General features: G+C 64.6%; 21 protein-coding genes and 1 tRNA gene. 14 read left to right on the top strand and 8 right to left on the bottom strand.

Annotated elements, in window-relative coordinates:
* Positions 1-77 precede the first annotated feature (77 nt).
* The 8 genes from lon (at position 78) to CQW49_RS16105 (ending at position 7,562) form a co-directional block, all read left to right on the top strand.
* A complete protein-coding gene (lon, locus tag CQW49_RS16140; protein ID WP_003611692.1) occupies positions 78-2,498 on the top strand; it encodes an endopeptidase La in 2,421 nt (806 codons plus the stop codon).
* Positions 2,499-2,752: 254 nt separating this feature from the next.
* A complete protein-coding gene (locus CQW49_RS16135) occupies positions 2,753-3,037 on the top strand; it encodes an HU family DNA-binding protein (RefSeq protein ID WP_003611694.1) in 285 nt (94 codons plus the stop codon).
* Positions 3,038-3,200: 163 nt separating this feature from the next.
* Positions 3,201-3,276, top strand: a tRNA-Val gene (locus CQW49_RS16130).
* Positions 3,277-3,329: 53 nt separating this feature from the next.
* A complete protein-coding gene (locus tag CQW49_RS16125) occupies positions 3,330-3,989 on the top strand; it encodes a COG3904 family protein (protein WP_003611696.1) in 660 nt (219 codons plus the stop codon).
* 49 nt (positions 3,990-4,038) lie between these two features.
* Entirely contained in the window at positions 4,039-5,574 is a 1,536-nt protein-coding gene (locus CQW49_RS16120) for an acyl-CoA carboxylase subunit beta (protein ID WP_003611698.1), read from the top strand.
* 541 nt (positions 5,575-6,115) lie between these two features.
* Positions 6,116-6,568 carry an excisionase family DNA-binding protein gene (locus CQW49_RS16115; protein ID WP_003611700.1) on the top strand — a complete coding sequence of 151 codons (453 nt, stop codon included), beginning with the start codon at positions 6,116-6,118 and terminating at the stop codon, positions 6,566-6,568.
* Positions 6,569-6,639: 71 nt separating this feature from the next.
* Positions 6,640-7,134: a VapC50 family PIN domain-containing toxin gene (locus CQW49_RS16110; RefSeq protein WP_244441290.1), complete on the top strand. Its 495-nt coding sequence runs from the start codon at positions 6,640-6,642 to the stop codon at positions 7,132-7,134.
* 77 nt (positions 7,135-7,211) lie between these two features.
* A complete protein-coding gene (locus tag CQW49_RS16105; protein ID WP_003611705.1) occupies positions 7,212-7,562 on the top strand; it encodes a RidA family protein in 351 nt (116 codons plus the stop codon).
* Here the strand turns inward: CQW49_RS16105 and CQW49_RS16100 are convergent.
* Positions 7,546-8,328, bottom strand: a complete 783-nt coding sequence (locus tag CQW49_RS16100; protein WP_003611706.1) for a HesA/MoeB/ThiF family protein — start codon at positions 8,326-8,328, stop codon at positions 7,546-7,548. The genes CQW49_RS16105 and CQW49_RS16100 overlap by 17 nt on opposite strands.
* Positions 8,329-8,488: 160 nt before the next feature.
* A complete protein-coding gene (locus CQW49_RS16095) occupies positions 8,489-8,827 on the bottom strand; it encodes a hypothetical protein (RefSeq protein ID WP_040567036.1) in 339 nt (112 codons plus the stop codon).
* 606 nt (positions 8,828-9,433) lie between these two features.
* On the opposite strand from CQW49_RS16095, the gene CQW49_RS16090 reads away from it, so the two are divergent.
* Positions 9,434-10,090: a hypothetical protein gene (locus CQW49_RS16090; protein ID WP_003611710.1), complete on the top strand. Its 657-nt coding sequence runs from the start codon at positions 9,434-9,436 to the stop codon at positions 10,088-10,090.
* On the opposite strand, the gene CQW49_RS16085 is transcribed toward CQW49_RS16090, so the two are convergent.
* Both CQW49_RS16085 and CQW49_RS16080 read right to left on the bottom strand, forming a co-directional pair.
* Positions 10,040-11,125, bottom strand: coding sequence for a glycosyltransferase family 4 protein (locus CQW49_RS16085; protein WP_003611711.1), 1,086 nt, complete (start codon positions 11,123-11,125; stop codon positions 10,040-10,042). The two genes, CQW49_RS16090 and CQW49_RS16085, sit on opposite strands and share 51 nt — an antisense overlap.
* The gene (locus CQW49_RS16080) at positions 11,125-11,964 is read right to left on the bottom strand and encodes a UDP-2,3-diacylglucosamine diphosphatase (RefSeq protein ID WP_003611712.1); all 840 of its coding nucleotides are present in this window, start codon (positions 11,962-11,964) and stop codon (positions 11,125-11,127) included. The genes CQW49_RS16085 and CQW49_RS16080 overlap by 1 nt, the downstream gene beginning before the upstream one ends.
* Before the next feature lie 180 nt (positions 11,965-12,144).
* On the opposite strand from CQW49_RS16080, the gene CQW49_RS16075 reads away from it, so the two are divergent.
* The 3 genes from CQW49_RS16075 (at position 12,145) to CQW49_RS16065 (ending at position 15,199) form a co-directional block, all read left to right on the top strand.
* A complete protein-coding gene (locus CQW49_RS16075) occupies positions 12,145-12,762 on the top strand; it encodes a helix-turn-helix domain-containing protein (RefSeq protein ID WP_003611713.1) in 618 nt (205 codons plus the stop codon).
* 3 nt (positions 12,763-12,765) lie between these two features.
* Positions 12,766-14,025, top strand: a complete 1,260-nt coding sequence (locus CQW49_RS16070; protein ID WP_003611714.1) for an MFS transporter — start codon at positions 12,766-12,768, stop codon at positions 14,023-14,025.
* Positions 14,026-14,464: 439 nt separating this feature from the next.
* Entirely contained in the window at positions 14,465-15,199 is a 735-nt protein-coding gene (locus CQW49_RS16065) for a hypothetical protein (RefSeq protein ID WP_003611715.1), read from the top strand.
* 12 nt (positions 15,200-15,211) lie between these two features.
* Here CQW49_RS16065 and CQW49_RS16060 read toward each other — a convergent pair.
* A protein-coding gene (locus CQW49_RS16060; RefSeq protein WP_099831807.1) for an IS630 family transposase occupies positions 15,212-16,158 on the bottom strand; the annotation gives its coding sequence in 2 pieces (ribosomal slippage) (positions 15,212-15,819 and positions 15,819-16,158; 948 coding nt in all).
* 94 nt (positions 16,159-16,252) lie between these two features.
* On the opposite strand from CQW49_RS16060, the gene CQW49_RS16055 reads away from it, so the two are divergent.
* A complete protein-coding gene (locus CQW49_RS16055) occupies positions 16,253-16,765 on the top strand; it encodes a PIN domain-containing protein (protein ID WP_065083578.1) in 513 nt (170 codons plus the stop codon).
* 408 nt (positions 16,766-17,173) lie between these two features.
* On the opposite strand, the gene bfr is transcribed toward CQW49_RS16055, so the two are convergent.
* Both bfr and CQW49_RS16045 read right to left on the bottom strand, forming a co-directional pair.
* The gene (gene bfr, locus CQW49_RS16050) at positions 17,174-17,650 is read right to left on the bottom strand and encodes a bacterioferritin (RefSeq protein ID WP_003611718.1); all 477 of its coding nucleotides are present in this window, start codon (positions 17,648-17,650) and stop codon (positions 17,174-17,176) included.
* Between the two features lie 35 nt (positions 17,651-17,685).
* Positions 17,686-17,922, bottom strand: a complete 237-nt coding sequence (locus CQW49_RS16045; RefSeq protein WP_024749598.1) for a (2Fe-2S)-binding protein — start codon at positions 17,920-17,922, stop codon at positions 17,686-17,688.
* A 306-nt stretch (positions 17,923-18,228) separates the two neighbouring features.
* Here CQW49_RS16045 and CQW49_RS16040 point away from each other — a divergent pair, with 306 nt between their 5' ends.
* On the top strand, positions 18,229-19,101 hold the full coding sequence (locus CQW49_RS16040; RefSeq protein ID WP_003611719.1) for a patatin-like phospholipase family protein: 873 nt from the start codon (positions 18,229-18,231) through the stop codon (positions 19,099-19,101).
* Here CQW49_RS16040 and CQW49_RS16035 read toward each other — a convergent pair.
* Positions 19,086-19,526 carry a nucleoside deaminase gene (locus CQW49_RS16035; RefSeq protein ID WP_024749599.1) on the bottom strand — a complete coding sequence of 147 codons (441 nt, stop codon included), beginning with the start codon at positions 19,524-19,526 and terminating at the stop codon, positions 19,086-19,088. The two genes, CQW49_RS16040 and CQW49_RS16035, sit on opposite strands and share 16 nt — an antisense overlap.
* Between the last annotated feature and the right edge of the window lie 11 nt (positions 19,527-19,537).

The raw sequence follows: 19,537 nt of genomic DNA, 5'->3' as shown, positions 1-19,537 counted from the left end.
ACTTGCTTGCCTTCCATGCGTCATAGCCCCGCCACGACCCGCCCGTGCGGAGTGCGAAACGGAACAGGATACACGAAATGACGAACGAAAAGCGGAATTCCATCGCGCCCGGCGCGGTCGAGAGTTACCCGGTTCTGCCGCTGCGCGACATCGTGGTCTTTCCTCATATGATCGTTCCGCTGTTCGTCGCGCGTGAAAAATCGATTCACGCGCTCGAGGAGGTGACGAAATCCGATCGGCTGATTCTGCTCGCGACGCAGAAGAACGCCGGCGACGACGATCCGGCCGCCGATTCCATCTATCAGATCGGCACGCTCGCCTCGGTGCTGCAGCTGCTGAAGCTGCCCGACGGCACTGTGAAGGTGCTGGTGGAAGGCGTCGCACGCGCCAAGGTGCGCACCTACACGCGCACCGATGAATATTACGAGGCGGACGCCGAGACGCTGGGCGACGACACGGAAGCGCCCGTCGAGATCGAGGCGCTCGGCCGCTCGGTCATCGCCGAGTTCGATTCCTATGTGAAGCTCAACAAGAAGGTCTCGCCCGAGATCGCCAGCGCGGTCACGCAGATCGAGGATTTCTCCAAGCTCGCCGACACGGTCGCCTCGCATCTCTCGGTGAAGATCGCCGAGAAGCAGGATGTGCTGGAGACCATCTCCGTCGCCAAGCGTCTGGAGAAATGCCTCTCGCTGATGGAGAGCGAAATCTCCGTGCTGCAGGTGGAGAAGCGCATCCGCACGCGCGTCAAGCGCCAGATGGAGAAGACGCAGCGCGAGTATTATCTCAACGAGCAGATGAAGGCGATCCAGAAGGAGCTCGGCGACGAGGACGGCAAGGACGATCTCGCCGAGCTCGAGGAGCGGATCAAGAACACCAAGCTCTCGAAAGAGGCGCGCGACAAGGCGGTCGCCGAGTTCAAGAAGCTGCGTCAGATGTCGCCCATGTCGGCGGAAGCGACCGTCGTGCGCAATTATCTCGACTGGCTGCTGGCGCTGCCCTGGGGCAAGAAATCGAAGATCAAGCGCGATCTCGAGGCGGCGCAGGACGTGCTCGACACCGATCACTTCGGCCTCGACAAGGTCAAGGAGCGCATCCTCGAATATCTCGCCGTGCAGAGCCGTGCCAATAAGCTGACCGGTCCGATCCTGTGCCTCGTCGGCCCGCCCGGCGTCGGCAAGACATCGCTCGGCAAGTCGATCGCCAAGGCCACGGGCCGCGAGTTCGTGCGCATGTCGCTCGGCGGCGTGCGCGACGAGGCCGAGATCCGCGGCCACCGCCGCACCTATATCGGCTCCATGCCCGGCAAGATCATCCAGTCGATGCGCAAGGCCAAGACGTCCAACCCGCTCTTCCTGCTCGACGAGATCGACAAGATGGGCATGGACTTCCGCGGCGATCCGTCCTCCGCTCTGCTCGAGGTGCTCGATCCCGAGCAGAACGCCACTTTCGCCGATCACTATCTCGAGGTCGACTACGATCTGTCGAATGTCATGTTCGTGACGACGTCGAACACGTTGAACATCCCTGCGCCCTTGATGGACCGCATGGAGATCATCCGCATCGCCGGCTACACCGAGGACGAGAAGGCCGAGATCGCGCGCAAGCATCTCATTCCCAATGCGGTCAAGAAGCACGGCCTCTCCGCCGACGAATGGGCGATCGACGACGAAGCGCTGATGACGCTGATCCGCCGCTACACACGTGAAGCGGGCGTGCGCAGCCTCGAGCGCGAGATCTCCAATCTCGCCCGCAAGGCGGTGAAGGAGATTCTCCTCTCCAAGGAGAAGGGCAAGAAGGTTCGCGTCACCAACGACAACATCACCGATTACCTCGGCGTGCATAAGTTCCGCTATGGCGAGGCGGAGCTCGAGGATCAGGTGGGCGTCGTCACCGGCCTCGCGGTCACCGGCGTCGGCGGCGAGCTGCTGACGATCGAAGGCGTGATGATGCCGGGCAAGGGCAAGATGACCGTCACCGGCAATCTGCAGGATGTGATGAAGGAGTCGATCTCCGCGGCCGCCTCTTATGTGCGCTCCCGCGCCGTCGATTTCGGCATCGAGCCGCCGCTGTTCGACCGCCGCGACATCCACGTCCATGTGCCGGAAGGCGCGACGCCCAAGGACGGTCCCTCGGCCGGCACCGCCATGGCGACGACGATCGTGTCGATCCTCACCGGCATTCCGGTGCGTCGCGACATCGCCATGACCGGCGAGATCACGCTGCGCGGCCGCGTGCTGCCGATCGGCGGCCTGAAGGAGAAGCTGCTCGCGGCGCTGCGCGGCGGCCTCAAGAAGGTGCTGATCCCGGAGGAGAACGCCAAGGATCTGGCCGATATTCCGGACTCTGTGAAGAACGGCCTCGAGGTGGTGCCGGTCTCGCGCATGGACGAGGTGCTCGCGCATGCGCTCGTGCGTCAGCCGACGCCGATCGTCTGGGAGGAGCCCGCCCCGATCACGCGTGTGGTCGAGGAGGATGCGGCCGGCGTTCGCGCGCACTGATCGCCGAGGCTCGAGGCTCGCGCCGTGAGACATGCGGCGCGGGTCGATCAGCCGATCCGGGAATTCCAGAGCTTTGCGCGTAAAACAGCGCCCGCCGCCCCTGTTTCACAGGGATTGCGGCGGGTCGCGGCGTTCTAACCCTTGCTTTTGCTGACATTCCGGCACATCACTCTCGAACGCCGGGTTTGACGATTCGTGGCCGCTCGCCCTTTCGACGCCCGGCTCCCCGGCGGAAAGAGAAGGGATCTGAGACCATGGTCAACAAATTGGAGCTGGTCGAGCATGTCGCCGAGGCGACCGACACGTCGAAAGCCGCCGCCACCGCCGCCATCGACGCCGTTCTGGAAGGCATCACCATGGCCCTGAAGAAGGGCGAGGAAGTGCGGCTCGTCGGTTTCGGCACCTTTTCCGTCAAGAAGCGCGCCGCCGGCGTCGGCCGCAATCCGGCGACCGGCGAGGAGATCCAGATTCCCGAATCGACGAGCGCCCGCTTCAAGCCCGGCGCAACGCTGAAGGCGGCCCTCAACAAGACCAAGTGAGGATTGGAGCCTCGCGCCGCTCGTCGCCGAGCGGACCGATCTTCCACTCGCCGTCGGGGCGCGTCCCTCGCCGGCGGATGCTCATGACGGCCGGCGCCATCTTGCGCCGAAGGGCTCCTGTCCGTAAACCTGTCCCACGTTCTCCGGCTGCGGAGGACGCGACGGGCGGTTAGCTCAGTTGGTAGAGCGTCTCGCTTACACCGAGAGGGTCGGCGGTTCGAGTCCGTCACCGCCCACCAATTCAACGCGGGATCCTCGGAGTCGACACAGCGGAGCGCCGAGCGGGCATCGAATGAACATCCTCCCTGTCGTTCTCATCGCGCTGGCGGCGGCCGCCGCCGCAACAGCGCCGGTCCGCGCCGACGAAATGTCGTTTCGTCTGGTGACGCTGGCCGATTCCCATTGCGGCGGGCGCTGTCCGCAGGTGGTCGCGGCCGAGGGCGAGATCGTCGAGGACACGCCCGACGTCTTTTTGCGATTCCTGCGCAATCGCGCCAGCCGGGAGCCGTTGCGGAGCATCTTGCTCATCGATTCCCCCGGCGGCAAAGTCGTCGCCTCCATGTCGCTCGGCCAGGAGCTGCGCAAGCTCGGCATGGCGGTGGTGGTCGCGCGCGTCGGCGCCGAGGGCGGGCCGCTGGTGTCGGGCCGCTGCTATTCGGCCTGCGTCTATGCGCTGATGGGCGGGCTGAAGCGGGTCATTCCGCGCCAGAGCCGCGTCGGCGTCCACCGCATGTTCAATTATGTCGACGGCGTCGACCCGATGAGCGGCGAAGCCTTGCGCGAGCGCCGCTACGCCGACGGCGGGATGCGCAAGGCGCTGTCCCGCTACAGCGCCTCGATGGGGATCAGCCGCGACCTCATCGCGCTCGCCGAGCGCACATCTCCCGATCGCGTGCATCTGCTCACGGCCGCCGAGATCTCCCGCTGGCGTCTCGGCACGCCCAACCTGTAAAACAAGAACGAACGGCCCCGCAGCCGCTCCAACGAAGGTGAAGCGTTCCATGAAGCATATCATCGATGGTCTCGAACAGCGCCGCGATTCGGCGCGTCTCGGCGGCGGCGCCCGGCGCATCGACGCGCAGCATGCGCGCGGCAAGCTCACGGCGCGCGAGCGTATCGACCTTCTGCTCGATCACGGCTCCTTCGAAGAATTCGACATGTTCGTCGCGCATCGCTGCACGGACTTCGGCATGGACCAGGGCGAGAAGATCTCGGGCGACGGCGTCGTCACCGGCTGGGGCACGGTCAATGGCCGCGCCGTCTTCGTCTTCGCCAAGGATTTCACCGTCTTCGGCGGCTCGCTGTCGGAGACGCATGCGCAGAAGATCACCAAGCTGCAGGACATGGCGCTGAAGAACCGGGCGCCGATCATCGGCCTGTTCGACGCCGGCGGCGCGCGCATTCAGGAGGGCGTCGCGGCGCTCGGGGGCTATGGCGAGGTGTTCCAGCGCAATGTGCTGGCCTCCGGCGTCATTCCGCAGATTTCCGTCATCATGGGCCCCTGCGCCGGCGGCGACGTCTATTCGCCGGCGATGACCGACTTCATCTTCATGGTGCGCGACACGAGCTATATGTTCGTCACCGGCCCGGATGTGGTGAAGACCGTCACCAATGAGACGGTGACGGCGGAGGAGCTCGGCGGCGCCTCGGTGCATACGACCAAGAGCTCCATCGCCGACAAGGCCTATGACAATGACGTCGAGGCGCTGCTGCAGATGCGCCGGCTGATCGACTTCCTGCCCTCCTCCAACAAGGAGGACCCGCCGGAATGGCCGAGCTTCGACGAAACCGAGCGGCTCGACGCCTCGCTCGACACGCTCGTGCCCGACAATCCGAACAAGCCGTATGATATCAAAGAGCTGATCACCAAGATCGCCGATGAGGGCGATTTCTTCGAGATTCAGGAGACGCACGCCCGGAACATGGTGGTGGGCTTCGGCCGCATCGAGGGGCGCACGGTCGGCTTCGTCGCCAATCAGCCGATGGTGCTCGCCGGCGTGCTCGACATCGACGCTTCCAAGAAGGCGGCGCGCTTCGTGCGCTTCTGCGACTGCTTCAACATTCCGATCGTCACCTTCGTCGACGTGCCGGGCTTCCTCCCCGGAACCGCGCAGGAATATGGCGGCCTCATCAAGCATGGCGCGAAGCTGCTGTTCGCCTATGCCGAGGCCACCGTGCCGAAAGTGACGCTGATCACCCGCAAGGCCTTCGGCGGCGCCTATGACGTCATGGCCTCCAAGCATCTGCGCGGCGACGTCAATTACGCCTGGCCCTCGGCGCAGATCGCGGTGATGGGCGCCAAGGGCGCGGTCGAGATCATCTTCCGCGCCGATCTCGGCGACGCCGACAAGATCGCCCAGCGCACCAAGGAATATGAGGATCGCTTCCTGTCGCCCTTCGTCGCGGCCGAGCGCGGCTATATCGACGAGGTGATCATGCCGAGCGCGACCCGCAAGCGCATCGCCCGGGCGCTCGCCCTGCTCCGCCACAAGGAGCTGGAGAATCCGTGGAAGAAGCACGACAACATCCCGCTCTGACCTATCCAACCGGGCGGGCGTCTGCGCCGCCCGGTCGCAGGGCGCGCGGGCGGCGCGGAAACTGCCATCGCGAAAGGCGCCCGCCGCACAATTTCTTTTCACTCTGCGGCCTTTTCAGATGACAAACCGGTCGGCCTGTCATAATGTCCTCCACGCCGAGCTGGCAGGAAAAAACATAAGATCGCCAAAGGCGTTCGACGAGTAGCTGGCTAAGGTCCAAGTCGGGGAGGACGCCGGAAGCTTTTTCGATCCGCGAGACGCTCCACATCATGTCCGCGCTGACGGCCTGTGAGGCCGAATCGAATGCTCCGGTCAAAGGACGGGTACCAAAGAGTGGGGAGAGGCAAGGGCCGTCCCCGCTCTTTGTGTATCTAGAGCCACGATAGAGGTTTCCTTTCGATCGATAGGGGGCGCTGCGGAACCAGGCACGCAGGCGCTGCGCCCACACGTCCATCGCGGCGACCGTCAGATCCATTTTCGAGTGTTTCGTGTATTGCGTCTATTGCAGAATGGCGCCATGCTTGGATCAGGAGATTCCCGCATGGCGCACGCTCTGATCAATCCGCTTGTCCCGTCCCGAGAGGATTCGGCGCAGGCTCGGGCTGCGCAAGCCGCGCTCGGCCGAGACGAAGCGGGCCGCGCCACCCTCGTCCTGCGCGTCGGCGCGGAGGGAGAGGAGAGGACGCTCGATCTTCCGCCGCTCGTCACCTCGATGCTGAAAGACCTTCTGCGAACGATCGCCGCCGGAAAGGCCGTTTCGCTCATCCCTCTCGAGGCGGAAATCACGACACAGCAGGCCGCGGAATTATTGAATGTCTCGCGGCCGTTCGTGATCGGCCTCATCGAGAAAGGATCGCTTCCGGCGCGCATGGTCGGCAATCAGCGCCGACTGCCCTTGCAGGAGGTTCTCGCCTATAAGGCGGAAAATCGGGCGAGCCGGCGCGAGGCGCTGGCGGAGCTGGCGGAGCAGGATCGAGCGTTGGGGCTGGAATGATAGTGGCGAGCAGGCCGGCCGCCTTTCTCGACGCGAGCGTTCTCTATCCGGCCCTCCTGCGAAATATGCTGATGCATTTTGCCCTCGCGGATCTCTTTCGAGCGCATTGGTCGGAGCGCGTGCATGAAGAATGGATGAGGTCGCTGTTGCGCGACCGACCTGACATTTCCCGTCAGCAGCTCGAGCGCACACGCCGTCTCATGGATTTGCATGTCCTGGATGCGCTGGTCGAAGGGTATGAGGCACACATAGAAGCCGTCACTCTGCCGGACGCCGACGACCGCCATGTCGTCGCTGCAGCGATTCACTGCGGCGCAGCCACCGTAGTGACTGCAAACCTACGCGACTTTCCTCCATCTGCGCTCTCGCCGCTCGGTCTCGTCGCCGAACATCCCGACGCGTTTCTGTCGAGCGTGATGGCCGGCGACGAGGAGGTCGCGCTCGGCGCGTTCCTCGATCTGTGCACGAGCAGAAAAATGCCGCCGCAGTCGCCGCGCGAAGTGTTGGAAGTCATGACTCGCCGAGGTCTGGTCGCGACGGCGGCCGCCCTGGCAAGCTTGATCTAGATCTCGCAAGGAGGCCCCCTTGCCCACGCCGCCACCGCAGCCTATGCCTCGATTCATCGCAACCAGGGGGAGCGACAATGTCCATCAAGCGGATCGGCGCCGGCGCGCGCATGAGCAAGGCCGTCGTGCATGGCGGCGTGATCTATACAGCCGGCCAGGTGGCCGAGGAGACCAAGGGCGGCTCGGTCGCCGACCAGACGCGCGAGATTCTCGGCCTCATCGACACGATCCTGAACGAGGCGGGCGGTGAGAAGGCCAAGATTCTCTCGGCCACCATCTATCTCGCCGACATAGCGACCTTCGCCGAGATGAATTCGGTCTGGGACGTCTGGGTCGACAAGGCAAATCCGCCGGCGCGCGCCACCGTCGAGGCGAAACTCGTCGCGCCCGCCTATAAGGTCGAGATCGCCGTCATCGCGGCGCTGTGACGCCCGAGAGCGGATTGTCGGGGTCATAGGCGTAGCGCAGGGTCTCGAAGCGCATCATCCGCGCGTCGAACAGCACGAGCCGCCCCACGAGCCCCTCGCCGAAGCCGACGATCTCGCGGATCACCTCGAGCGCCATCATCGCGCCGACGATTCCGGTGAGCGCGCCGAGCACGCCCGCCTCCTCGCATGTCGGCACGGCGCCCGGCGGCGGCGGCGCGGGGAAGAGGCAGCGATAGGTCGGGTTGGGCGCGCCGTCCGGCCCGGTCTCGAAGGGTCGCAGCGTCGTCAGCGAGGCGTCGAAGCCGCCGACGGCGGCGGTCACGAGCGGCTTCTTCTCATAAAAGCAGGCGTCGGAGACGATGTAGCGCGTCGCGAAATTGTCGGAGCCGTCGGCGACGATGTCGTAATCGGCGACGAGGGCGCGGGCGTCCTCGGCGGTCACGCGCAGCGCATGCGGCTCGACGACGACATTGGGATTGAGCCGCTCCACCGCATCCTGCGCGCTCTCCACCTTCAGCCGGCCGACATCCATCGAGCCATGGATCACCTGGCGCTGAAGATTGGACAGCGAAACCTCGTCATCGTCGGCGACGCCGATCACGCCGACACCGGCCGCGGCGAGATATTGCAGCATCGGCGCCCCGAGCCCGCCGGCGCCAATCACGAGCACGCGCGCCGCCTTCAGCCGCTGCTGGCCGGGCCCGCCGACGTCGCGCAGCACGATGTGACGCGCATAACGCTCGATCTCTTCCGCCGATAAGGTCATTGTCTGCTTTTCCAGCTTACGATTCCACGACGACTTTGCGCGCGATGGAACGTGGGGCCCTGCGTCATCCGGATTGAAGGGTCAGAAGACCGAGCCTGAAGGCTCGCTCTTTCGGCACTGTCAAATCGGCTGGATCAACCACTAGCCATTGGTGTCAGCTTCATTCGCGGTTGGGGAACTCCGCTACAATCTCGATCTGCCCGACGATCGCTCCATTGAATTCCACGAGATCTTCGGCAGGAATCCAATACTCCATGTTTTCTCGACCGCCCGCGATATGGATCGGGTAGCGGCTAATGAAGCTGCGGCGCACCTGAAAGCGGGTCACGAAGCCGCCTCCACGCGGAGCGTTCCAGTCACGAGCGATCTTGATCGCATAAGCCTCGGTGGTCACGGGATAAAAGATCGGCTGCTCGGGCAAGCGCGGCGGAAATTCTCGCATGCCGGACGCCGAGATCAGCTCGAGCTCGCGTGGCCCGACAGGCCTCCACAGGATCATGACGTCATCGCCGAGCAGCTGTAGAACGTGCTGGCAAGCGATGCGCACAGGGTCACGAAAGCGCGCTTCGGCTTCGGCGATCTTATGATCTTCCCTCTCCAATGCCGAAGGCGTCCACATCTCTCGCGCAGGCCCCATCGGAAGCGCATCCGTTTCCGAATCGACGGCGGCGAAAAGGTTCAGCGCCTCACCCATTTCCGGCCAAGCAGTCGAAACATCGATCCGGAGTCGGGCCAAAATGCGAGACGCGGCGATGACGCCGATTTTCCCGTCGAGAAGTCCGAGGACGACGCGCCTCAGTTCTTCGTCGATAGTTGCGCGACGCTCGAGGTTCAGGTGGTAAGAATCCGAACTCATGGGGGATTTCCTGAAGGGGCCTCGCGCGCAAAAGGTCGGATCAATGACAATGAGCGCGGCGACATGATAACGCGCTCCAGGATTGCACGATACTGCCGCCAACCCGCGGACCGGCAGGCAGGGCCGCCTAGCGACGATATCGTGGTTCGGCGCGGACCCGCCTGTTCTATGTGAATAAGGCTTGCATAAGACGCGAACCACGCCTTTGCTGAATAAGCGCCGATTCGCGGCGACGCGAGGAATTGGTTCATGAACCTACCGGCTCCGCCCACCGGGCTCTACCCGGAAGATTATGACAGAATCGAAGCCGCCGTGATGGAGACCGTGCGAGGCCGCTGGTTCCTGCTCGAATATGCGCGCCGCCAGCGCGCCGCCGAGACCGAGCGGCTGGTGCAGGCGGTCGATCGCCTGGAGCGTTTTGCGGCCGCGCGCGTGGAAGACCAGCAGGAGCCCGCCGACCCGGCGCCGGTCGGCGACTGGCGCTTGCCGCAGCGCCTCGCGGAGCGCGCGCGCGAATTCGCGCAGACTCTGCGCGCCAGCGGGCTCGATGAGACATTCTGCGCCCAGGCCGACGCTCTGGCGGAACAATTCGCCGCTTACGCCGCAGGCGGCGCGAGCGAAGCGGCGCCCTCGCCCGCCGAGCCGGAGCGAGGAATCGTCGTCGAGGTCATAGACCCGCCCCGAACCTTCATGGCGGATGTCGTCGAGGATTTCGCCGCCGATATCGCCCATGACGAGGCGGAATGGACCATGGACATCGCCGCCGAGGCGCAGCCGGAAGAGGAAGAGACCGCGCCCAGCGAGCCGGAAGCGCGCGCCGAGCCGATCATCCTCGACCCGCGCCGCGCCGCTCTGTCACGGCTTGATCATCTCTCCCTGCACGAAAAGCTTCGGCTGTTCGGCTGACGACGTCTTGCCCGCCTCGGCCGTCTTGCCCGGCTCGCCGGCCTGATGGGCGGCGGCGACATTGTCGAGAAACTGCCGCGCGCTCGCCTCCCAGGTGAAGGTCAGCGCATGATCGCGCGCCGCCGCGCGCGGCGCCTCGGTCGCCGCGAGACAGGCCGCCTGCAAATCCTCGCTCAGCACGCCGGCGCCGCCGCCGACGACATCGACCGGCCCAGCGACCGGAAAGGCCGCGACCGGCAGGCCGCAGGCCATCGCCTCGAGCAGCACCATTCCGAATGTGTCGGTGCGGCTCGGAAAGACGAACACGTCGGAGCTGGCGTAGATCGTCGCCAGCTCGGCGCTGGTCTTCACGCCGACGAAACGCGCCGCCGGAAAGGCCGCCTCGAGCGCGGCCCGCGCCGGCCCGTCGCCGACGACGAGCTTCGTTCCCGGCAGATCGAGCGACAGAAAGGCCTCGACATTCTTCTCGACGGCGAGTCGGCCGGCATAGAGGAAGATCGGCCGCGGCAGGCCGAGATCGGTCGCAGCGCCGGGATGAAAGAGATCGTGATCGACGCCGCGCGACCAGCGCATCAGCCGGCGAAAGCCGCGCCCGGCGAGCTCTTGCGCGAGCGTCTGCGTCGACACCATGGTTCCGCAGCCGCTGTTGTGGAAGCGGCGCAGCAGCGCATAGGTCACATCCACCGGCAGGCGCGAGCGGGCATGGATATATTCGGGAAAGCGGGTGTGATAGCTGGTCGTGAAGCGGCGTCCCTGGCGCCGGCAGCAGGCGCGCGTCGCGAGGCCGACCGGCCCTTCCGTCGCGATATGGACATGCTCATAGCCTTCGCCGAGGCGGCGCGCCACGGCTCCCGGCCAAGCCAGGGCCAGCCGGATCTCCGGATAGGTCGGCATCGGAACCGAGGCGAAATCCTGCGGCGTCAGGAAATCGATCGTCGCTCCGAGCGCGCGCGCCGCGCCCGCCATCGATTCGAGAGAACGCACGACGCCATTCACTTGCGGACGCCACGCATCCGTCGCAATCAGAATTCGCATCAGGCGGCGGCCCTCGCCGGCGCGGCGATCGCGCCTCGCTCTTCGACCGCCGCGGCCGGCTGCGCCTCTGCGGTCTCGTGCCAATGGATGATCTCGAAGCTTCCGTCCGAATGCTCGACCACGGCCGTGCAGCTCTCGACGAAATCGCCGGTGTTGACATAGAGCATGTCGCCGATCTTGCGGATCGTCGCATGGTGGATATGGCCGCAGACGACGCCGTCCACGCCGCGACGCGCGGCTTCGGCGGCCAGAGTGTCCTCGAAATCGCCGATGAAGTTCACCGCTTTCTTCACTTTCAGCTTGGCCCAGGCCGAGAAGGACCAATAGCCGACGCCGAACAGGCGGCGAATGCGATTGTTCCAGATGTTGAGCCACAGCGCCAGCTCATAGGCCCAGTCGCCGAGGAAGGCGAGCCAGCGCGCGTGCCGGACGACGATGTCGAACTGATCGCCATGGATGACCAGCATCTTCTTGCCGTCGGCCGTCTCGTGAATGTCGGTCTCGGTGACCTCGACGCCGCCGAACACCATTCCCGTGTAATCGCGGGCGAATTCGTCGTGATTGCCAGGCACATAGATGACGCGCGCGCCCTTGCGCGCCTTGCGTAGCAGCTTCTGCACCACGTCATTGTGCGTCTGCGGCCAATACCAGCCGTTTTTCAGCCGCCAGCCATCGACAATGTCGCCGACCAGATAGATGGTGTCGGCGTCGTGATGCCGCAGGAAGTCGAGCAGAAGCTCGGCCTGCAGCCCGCGCGTGCCGAGGTGAAGGTCCGACAGGAACAAGGTCCGGAAGCGCCGGGCCTCGGTGGAGTCGGCCGATGGATCCGTTGCGGTCATTTCGACGCGTCGCCTCTTCTAGTGCCGCCCTTGCCGCCGTTTCTTCCCACCAGATTCTTGTTGCGTGACGATGACAGTCGCTCCGTCCGCCGCCTCGGACCCCAAAAGCATGAATTTCCCGTTCGATATTTCGAACGCTTTCGAATATCTTTCCGATCGCATTTCGCTACAGGAGAGCGCATGGGCGTCGAGGGCCGCGACCGGCAGAAAATTCTCGAGGCGGGAGCCGTGGCCTTGACCGGCCAGCTCGGGGCGACTGTCCAGCGGCTGCGCAAGGCCTATAATCTGTCGCTGTCCGAACTGTCGCAGCAGTCGGGCGTGGCCAAGTCGATCATCAGCCAGATCGAGCGCAACGAGACCAATCCGACGCTCGCCACCATCTGGCGCCTGTCCCAGGCGCTCGACGTCTCGATCGAGCGGGTCCTGCAGACCACGGAGGACGAGCCCTTTTTGGAGAAGACGAGCCGATCGGACACGCCGATCCTCGTCTCCGACGACGGAAAATGCCGCCTCGCCATCATCGGCTGGATAAAAACCGTAGAATGGCTGCAATGTTATGAGTTCTCCGCCGATCCCGGCGGCGTGCTGGAATCGGAAGCGCATCAGCGCGGCTCGGTCGAGAGCCTGTCCTCGCGCGAGGGCGAGCTCGAGATCGAGGTGGCGGGCGTGCGAGCGATCGTGCGCGCGGGAGAAACTTTGCGTTATCGCTGCGACCGTCCGCATGTGATCCGCAACATCGGCCCGACCATGGCGCAGGCGACCATGGTCGTGATTCTCAAAGCAGCGGCGATGGAGTGACGTTTGTCGGAGACGCGAGGCCGCCACGCAGCGGCGACGATCGAGCGAGGAACAGATCACGCCGAGCTGCGCCTGTCGCTATTGTTCGCCTCGATCTACGCCATCGTCGGGGTGCAGCTGCCGTTCTTCTCGATCTGGCTGTCGGGGCGCGGACTCGACGCTCTGCAGATCGCCGCCATTCTCGCCGTTCAGCCGGTCATCCGCATAGGCTCGACCCTGATCGCCTCGCGCCGCGCCGATCGTCATGGCGACCACGGCGCCATGCTGGTGGCTTGCGCCGCGGGCGTCGCCGCCGGCTATGCGGCGACCGGGCTCTCACATGGCTTCGCCGCCATTCTGTGCATGGTCGCCCTGGTCGCGCTGGCGCAAGGGCCGATCGCGCCGCTGGCCGACGGCATCAGCTTCGAGCAGGCGCGACGGCGGCGAGAGCTCGGCCTGCCGCAGATGCATTATTCCTGGGTGCGTGGCTGGGGGTCCGTGTCGATCCTGATCTTTCTCGCCGCCAGCGGGCCGATCGCCGGCGCGCTGCCGGGCGAGGACATCATCTGGCTGCTCGCCGGCGTCGGCGCGCTCTCCTGCCTGTGGAGCCTAGCCGCTCTGATCGGGCTCCGCCACGCGGCGCCGATCTGCGCGCTGCGCCGCAACCCGCCCGTCGAGCGGCCGGGCCTCGTCATTCTGCTGATCGCCGCGGCGACGCTCATCCAGAGCTCGCACTCGATGGTCAACGCCTTCGGCGCTTTGCATTGGAAGCAGATGGGCCATAGCGACACTTTCGTCGCCTTCGCCTGGGTCGTCGCGCTCGCGACCGAGGTCGCGGCCTTCCTGATGGCGGGACGCTGGTTCGGCGGCGAGGCGCGGGCCGTGTCCTTCCTCATGGTCGGCGGAGTCGCGGCGGTTTTCCGGTGGATGCTGATGTCGCTCGATCTCAACCCGGCGGGGATTTTCTTCGCCCAGGCGCTGCACGGCGCCTCATGCGCGGCGGTGCAGATCGGGCCGGCCTATCTGCTCGCCGCGCTCGGCGGCCGGGAGCGTCAGGCGCAGGCGCAGGCATGGCTCGCCGCCGCGATCGCGGGTGGCAATGGCCTGTTCACGCTGTTGTCGGGACCGCTCTACACCATGATGGGCGAGCACGCCTATCTGGCGATGGCGGGCTTCGCCTTCCTGGGCACGCTGCTCTCCTTCGGCGTGGCCAAGCTCGCCGACGAATGGCGCGCGTCGACCCATATCGCCACGGCGGAGCCGCAGCACAGCGGCGCCGCCTGAGGAATCCGGCACAACGCGGGTGGGGGCGGGTGGACGCGCTGGTTTCGGGAAAATGGCATGGGCGGGCTTGCCGAGGCTTTCGAACTGGTCGAGGCCGGCCGGCGCATCTGCGAATAGAGCCGCGCGCCGTGGATGATTGAAAATCCCGTCAGCACGCTCGGGAGCCGCTGGCGCAAGCCGGATCACACGTTCCACCCGCATGAAAGCGGGAAATCCCGCGTTCCGGCCGCTGTTCATTCACAGCATGCCGCCGTCTGACGATCGCGGGAGCCTCCGCAGCGTTATGCCGCCCGGCTTGCTGATATCAATCATTATATTGACGCTGTTGGATGACCGAAAACGGGTGTGGCCGCGCCACCACCACAATCAGGAAAATTCATAACTATCGCCCCATAATCGAGTGTGGTGTATTATAGGAACGGAAACGGAACGAACGCGCATGCCGGGGTCTAACGAGTATCGACTGGAAATCGACGCTTTCAGCGTCGATACTCTGCCCATGTCTCGACTGGCCGAGTACATGGCCGAGCTGGCGCGTCTGCTCGGCGAAGAAGAGCGAGTGCATTTCAAAAAGCTGGAACCTGGCAGCGCGGTTCTCATCACGACCGTGGAAGCGCCGGCCGCTCCAAAGGTGGAAGAGCGTATCGCGGGCGTTGCTGACGGCCGGGCTCCCACCGACGCCCTCAAAGCGTTCCGCACCATCGACACCATGCTCGCCAAGGACAATGCGATTGCCACGTTGAGCGGGGGCGAAGGGTCGAACGTGATAGCGTTCCCCGGCCGTACCCGTCCTAAACCGGTGCGTTATGGGCCGTTCCGCGAGCGCGGATCGCTCGACGGCGTGCTGATCCGACTTGGCGGACGCGACTCCACGATTCCCGTGCTAATCAAGGACGCCGAGGGCGCTGAACATAACTGTCAGACCACCCTCGAGGTGTCGAAACGCCTCGCTAACCATTATCGAGGCGGCACGCTGCGCGTTTACGGCAACGGGAAATGGCTGCGGGAAGAGAACGGGTCTTGGGTGCTGCAACAATTCGATATCGATGATTTCGAGGTCTTGGACGACGCGCCGCTACTGAGCGCTGTCGAGAAGCTGCGGAGCGTGCCGGGCGGCGACTGGGACGAGGTGGACATCCTCGGGCTGCGCAAAGATGCCGGGGAAACTCACTAGAGCGGATTCGTCTTAAACCGGCTCATATCCTGAGGCGGCGAAAAAATTAGCGCATTCGGTGGGGGAGAACTCCTTCAGCAGTGCGCCGATCCGGTTCCAAAGGGCGTCGACGGTCCGCTCTGCGGCTTTGCGGAGCAGAGCTTTGAGCTTGGAGAAGGCCTTCTCGATCGGGTTGAAGTCGGGACTGTAGGGCGGAAGAAAGAGCAGCGTCGCGCCGGCCGCCTCGATGGCCTTGCGCACGCCAGCGCTCTTGTGGCTCCCCAGATTGTCCATCACGACAATGTCGCCCGATGAGAGCGTCGGAACGAGAACCTGATCGACATAGGCTTGGAACCATTGGCCATTGATCGGGCCGTCGAGAACCATCGGCGCTGTCATTCCGGTCAGGCGCAGGCCGGCGACGAATGTCGTCGTCTTCCAATGCCCATGCGGAACGCCGGCGCGCAGCCGCTCGCCTTTGGGCGCGCGCCCGTTCTTGCGCGCCATATTGGTGGTGGTCCAGGTCTCGTCGATGAAGACGAGTTTTTCGGGGTCGAGATCGAGCTGGTTGTCGAACCAGGCTTCGCGCCGCTCTCTCACGTCCTCCCGGTCCTGCTCGCTCGCATGGGCGGTCTTTTTTTAAAGGTCAGACCACAGCGGTCGAGGAAGCCCCACAGCGTCGCTCGGCTGGACTTTATCCCGCGTTCGGCGAGGAGCCGCTCCAACAGCTCGCTGATGGTCAGGTCCGGCGTCGCCTCGATCAGCGCCAGCAGGAAATCTCGGTGTGGGTCGAGCTTGCAGCGCTTCGGCTGCCCCTGTTTGCGCGCGCCGCGCTCGCCGCTCTGACGCGCGCGGCGAACCCAGACGATCGCGGTCGCATCGCCGACCCCGAAACGCGCCGCCGCCTGACGGGCCGAAAGGCCCTTTAACGCGGCGTCGATCACCCGGTCACGCAAATCCTGGCTGTAGGCTCGAGCCATCTTCCCCCTCCGTCATGCTCATGACGTCAAGGAATCAGGCTTTCCCCGATTCGGGAATCCTGTCTTGAATCGGAAAATGACGAACCCGCTCTAAATGCCGGTAATTTTCGACACGTCGTTTCTTGCGGCGATGCTTGATCCAAAGGTGCAAGGGGGCGGGGATGCCGACATTGATGAAAGGCTCCGGTTCCTGCTGAGCGGACTCGATAAAGAGCGGGAGGTGGTGATTGTGCCGACTCCCGCCCTGAGCGAGGCGCTGATCGGGGCAGGCGATGCCGCTCCGCAATACTTGGAGATTTTAAACAAGTCGGCGCGTTTCCGAGTCGCACCTTTTGGTGAAAGGGCGGCGGTTGAAGCGGCTGCGGCGCATCGTGAGGCCATCCGGGCCGGCGACAAGAAGGAAGGCTCCGCGAGCTGGGCAAAGGTCAAGTTCGATAGACAAATCATAGCAATAGCGCGTGTCGAGGGTGTGACGCGCATTTACTCGAATGACAGTGACATTCGCCGCTACCTTGCCGGCAGCGGCGAAATCGAGGTGATCAAAATGGAGGACCTTCCGTCGCCTCCTGAGCCACCTCGGGACCTGCTCTCCCCTGAAAAGAAATAGAAACTCGAGCAATGCCGAGACCTCGGCATTGCTTGAAGGGCGCCCTCGGCGTCACGCGTGCGGGTTCGCCATTTGACGGAACACCCATAACGAGAGGCTTTCCCCACCCTCCGGGAAACAACGTATTCTGGAGGGCTATACTGGGGGCGTCCGGAACGTGTCCAGAATCGCTTTGATTCGCGCCGGCCACGATGTTGCAGGTTATTGTCAGCAACAGGAAACGAATGGCTGCAGCCGTGCCTTACAGACGGGTTTGCATGGCTGGGGTATCGGAGAGGGCCCCGCCGATAAGACCATCTAAAACTCAGAAGGAATCGCCGCACGAGCGGGCGAGCCGAAGCCTGACGCGAGGGCTGCCTTCTCCCGCCTCGCGGGAGAAGGATCGTGCGTCGAGGGTCGGCGAATGGGTCAGGACAAATCGCCCATGTGCTTTTGCGAATAGAGCTGCACGCCGAGCTGCTTGATCAGCTCGAGCTGCGTCTCGAGGAAGTCGATGTGACGCTCCTCGCTCTTCACCACCTCCTCGAACAACAGCTTGCTGACGCGGTCCTGAATGGAGAGCGCGTAATCGGCCGCCTCGAGATAGAGGGCGCGCGCGTCGATCTCGGTGGCGAGATCGAGACGGATGATCTCCTCGACCGACTGGCCGATGCGCAGCGGATCGAGGCTCTGCATGTTGGGAAAGCCTTCGAGGAATAGAATGCGATGCACGAACTGGTCAGCGTGCTCCATCTCCTCGATGGATTCCGAGCGCCACTTCTTGCCGAGCTCCTTGAAGCCCCAATTGTCGAGAATGCGGTAGTGCAGCCAGTACTGATTGATCGCCGTGAGTTCGGCGCGAACGCCACGATTGAGATATTCGAGTAGTTTTGCGTCGCCGCGCATGAGCGCCCCTTTCCCAACATCGCGGCGCGTTCACATCACGCCGCCAATTCGTCCGCGCGACAATTATCGCATTCGCCGGCCCCGCTGCAATGATCAGACAGCGACGACGCATGCTGATCGACGAGCGCGCTGATGTTGCGCGCGCATCGGCCGCAGCGCGGCTCACATCCCATGTGACGAAAGACCGCCCCGACACTGGGCCGATCCGATCTTCTTCCGAGGAGCTCGCGGACCTGTCCATCCGAAAGCACGTTGCAAGAGCAGACGATCATCTTCCGCACCTAGTTTGGAAAGGTTGTAAACTAGCTGTGATTTCAGTAGCTTACCCGACCAAATCTAATTTTTCCAGCGCTCCGTTGTCGGCTTGCCGACAGGGGACGCCGTTGCGCGGAGACGACGCAAATCACGCGCCACCACCCCTCTATTTTGCCTCCTAAATACTGTGGAAAGTTTCCAAAACAAGCCCCCTCGGCAAGCCGCCGAAGCCAACGCTCTAGCTGTCGCGCCCGGGCGCGCTAGGCCTGACCGCGCCACGTCGGCGATTGCGCTCGCCCGAAGATTATTGTTCATCGTCACCCATGGAACAAAAGACGGGAAACGCCTTCGGCTTCAGCGTTGCTGTGGCGCTCGGCGGCGGCGGCGCGCGCGGTCTCGCCCATATCGCCGTGCTCGAGGCGCTCGACGAATTGGGCGTGCGCCCCTGCGCCATCGCCGGCTCCTCCATCGGCGCCATCGTCGGCGCGGCCTATGCCGCGGGCTTTTCCGGCTCCGACCTACGTCTCCATGCGGAGGAAATGTTCCGCAACCGCATGCGGCTCGCACGCCGCCTCTTGCGCTCGCGGGCGCGCCGACGCGTGCGAACCTTCTCCGATTTCGCGCATCCGGCGCTGCTCGACGCCGAGCGTTTTCTCGAGGCCTTCTGGCCGCCGGGGATTCCCACGACCTTCGAGGAGCTGCCGATTCCCTTCCTCGCCGTCGCGACGGATTTTCGCCTGCGGCGCGAGGCGGTCGTCTCCTCCGGCCCGCTGCGGCCGGCGGTCGCCGGCTCCATGGCGATTCCGGGCCTCGTGCGGCCGGTCGCCTATGGCGACAGCTATCTCATCGACGGCGGCCTCGTGAATCCGCTCCCCTATAATCACCTCGTCGGACTCGCCGACATCATCGTCGCGGTCGATGTTTCGGGTTCGAGCAATGGGCGCGAGCGTGGCCGGCCGCCCTCCCCTTTCGAGACGATCATCGTCGCCAGCCAGATCATGATGAACGCCATCAGCGCCCGCATGCTGGCGGAGCAGCCGCCGGATGTGCTGATCTCGCCGGCCGTACGGCAATATCTCGCGCTCGATCTGTTCAAGGCCAAGCATATCTTCGCCGCCGGCGACGCCTGCCGCGAGGAGGTGGCGCTGGGGCTGCGGCGCGCGGCCACGCGGCTCCAGCTTCAGCGCCTCGCCTGAAAGAAGGCGCGCAGCAGCTCGGCCGCCTCGCGCTCGCGCAGGCCGCCATAGACCTCCGGCGCATGGTGGCAGGTCTTCTGCGAGAACACGCGCGCGCCATGCTCGACGCCGCCGCCCTTGGGATCTTCCGCGCCGAAATAGAGCCGGCGGATGCGCGCGAAGGAGATCGCCGCCGCGCACATGGCGCAGGGCTCGAGCGTCACATAGAGATCGCAATCCGTCAGCCGCTCCGTCCGCAGCGTCGCACAGGCGGCGCGAATAGCGAGCATTTCCGCATGGGCGGTGGGATCGCGGTCGCGCAGCGTGCGATTGCCGGCGACAGCAATAATCGCGCCATTGCGGACGATCGTGGCGCCGACCGGAACCTCGTCCGCGGCGAAGGCGGCGCGGGCGGCGTCGAAGGCGGCGGAGAGCGGATCGGTCACGAAGTCGTCTT

Source organism: Methylosinus trichosporium OB3b (assembly GCF_002752655.1).
In the GTDB taxonomy this organism is placed as follows: Bacteria; Pseudomonadota; Alphaproteobacteria; order Rhizobiales; family Beijerinckiaceae; genus Methylosinus; species Methylosinus trichosporium.
The sequence above is the reverse complement of the archived record's forward strand: the minus strand, read 5'-3'. Positions and strand labels throughout refer to the sequence as shown.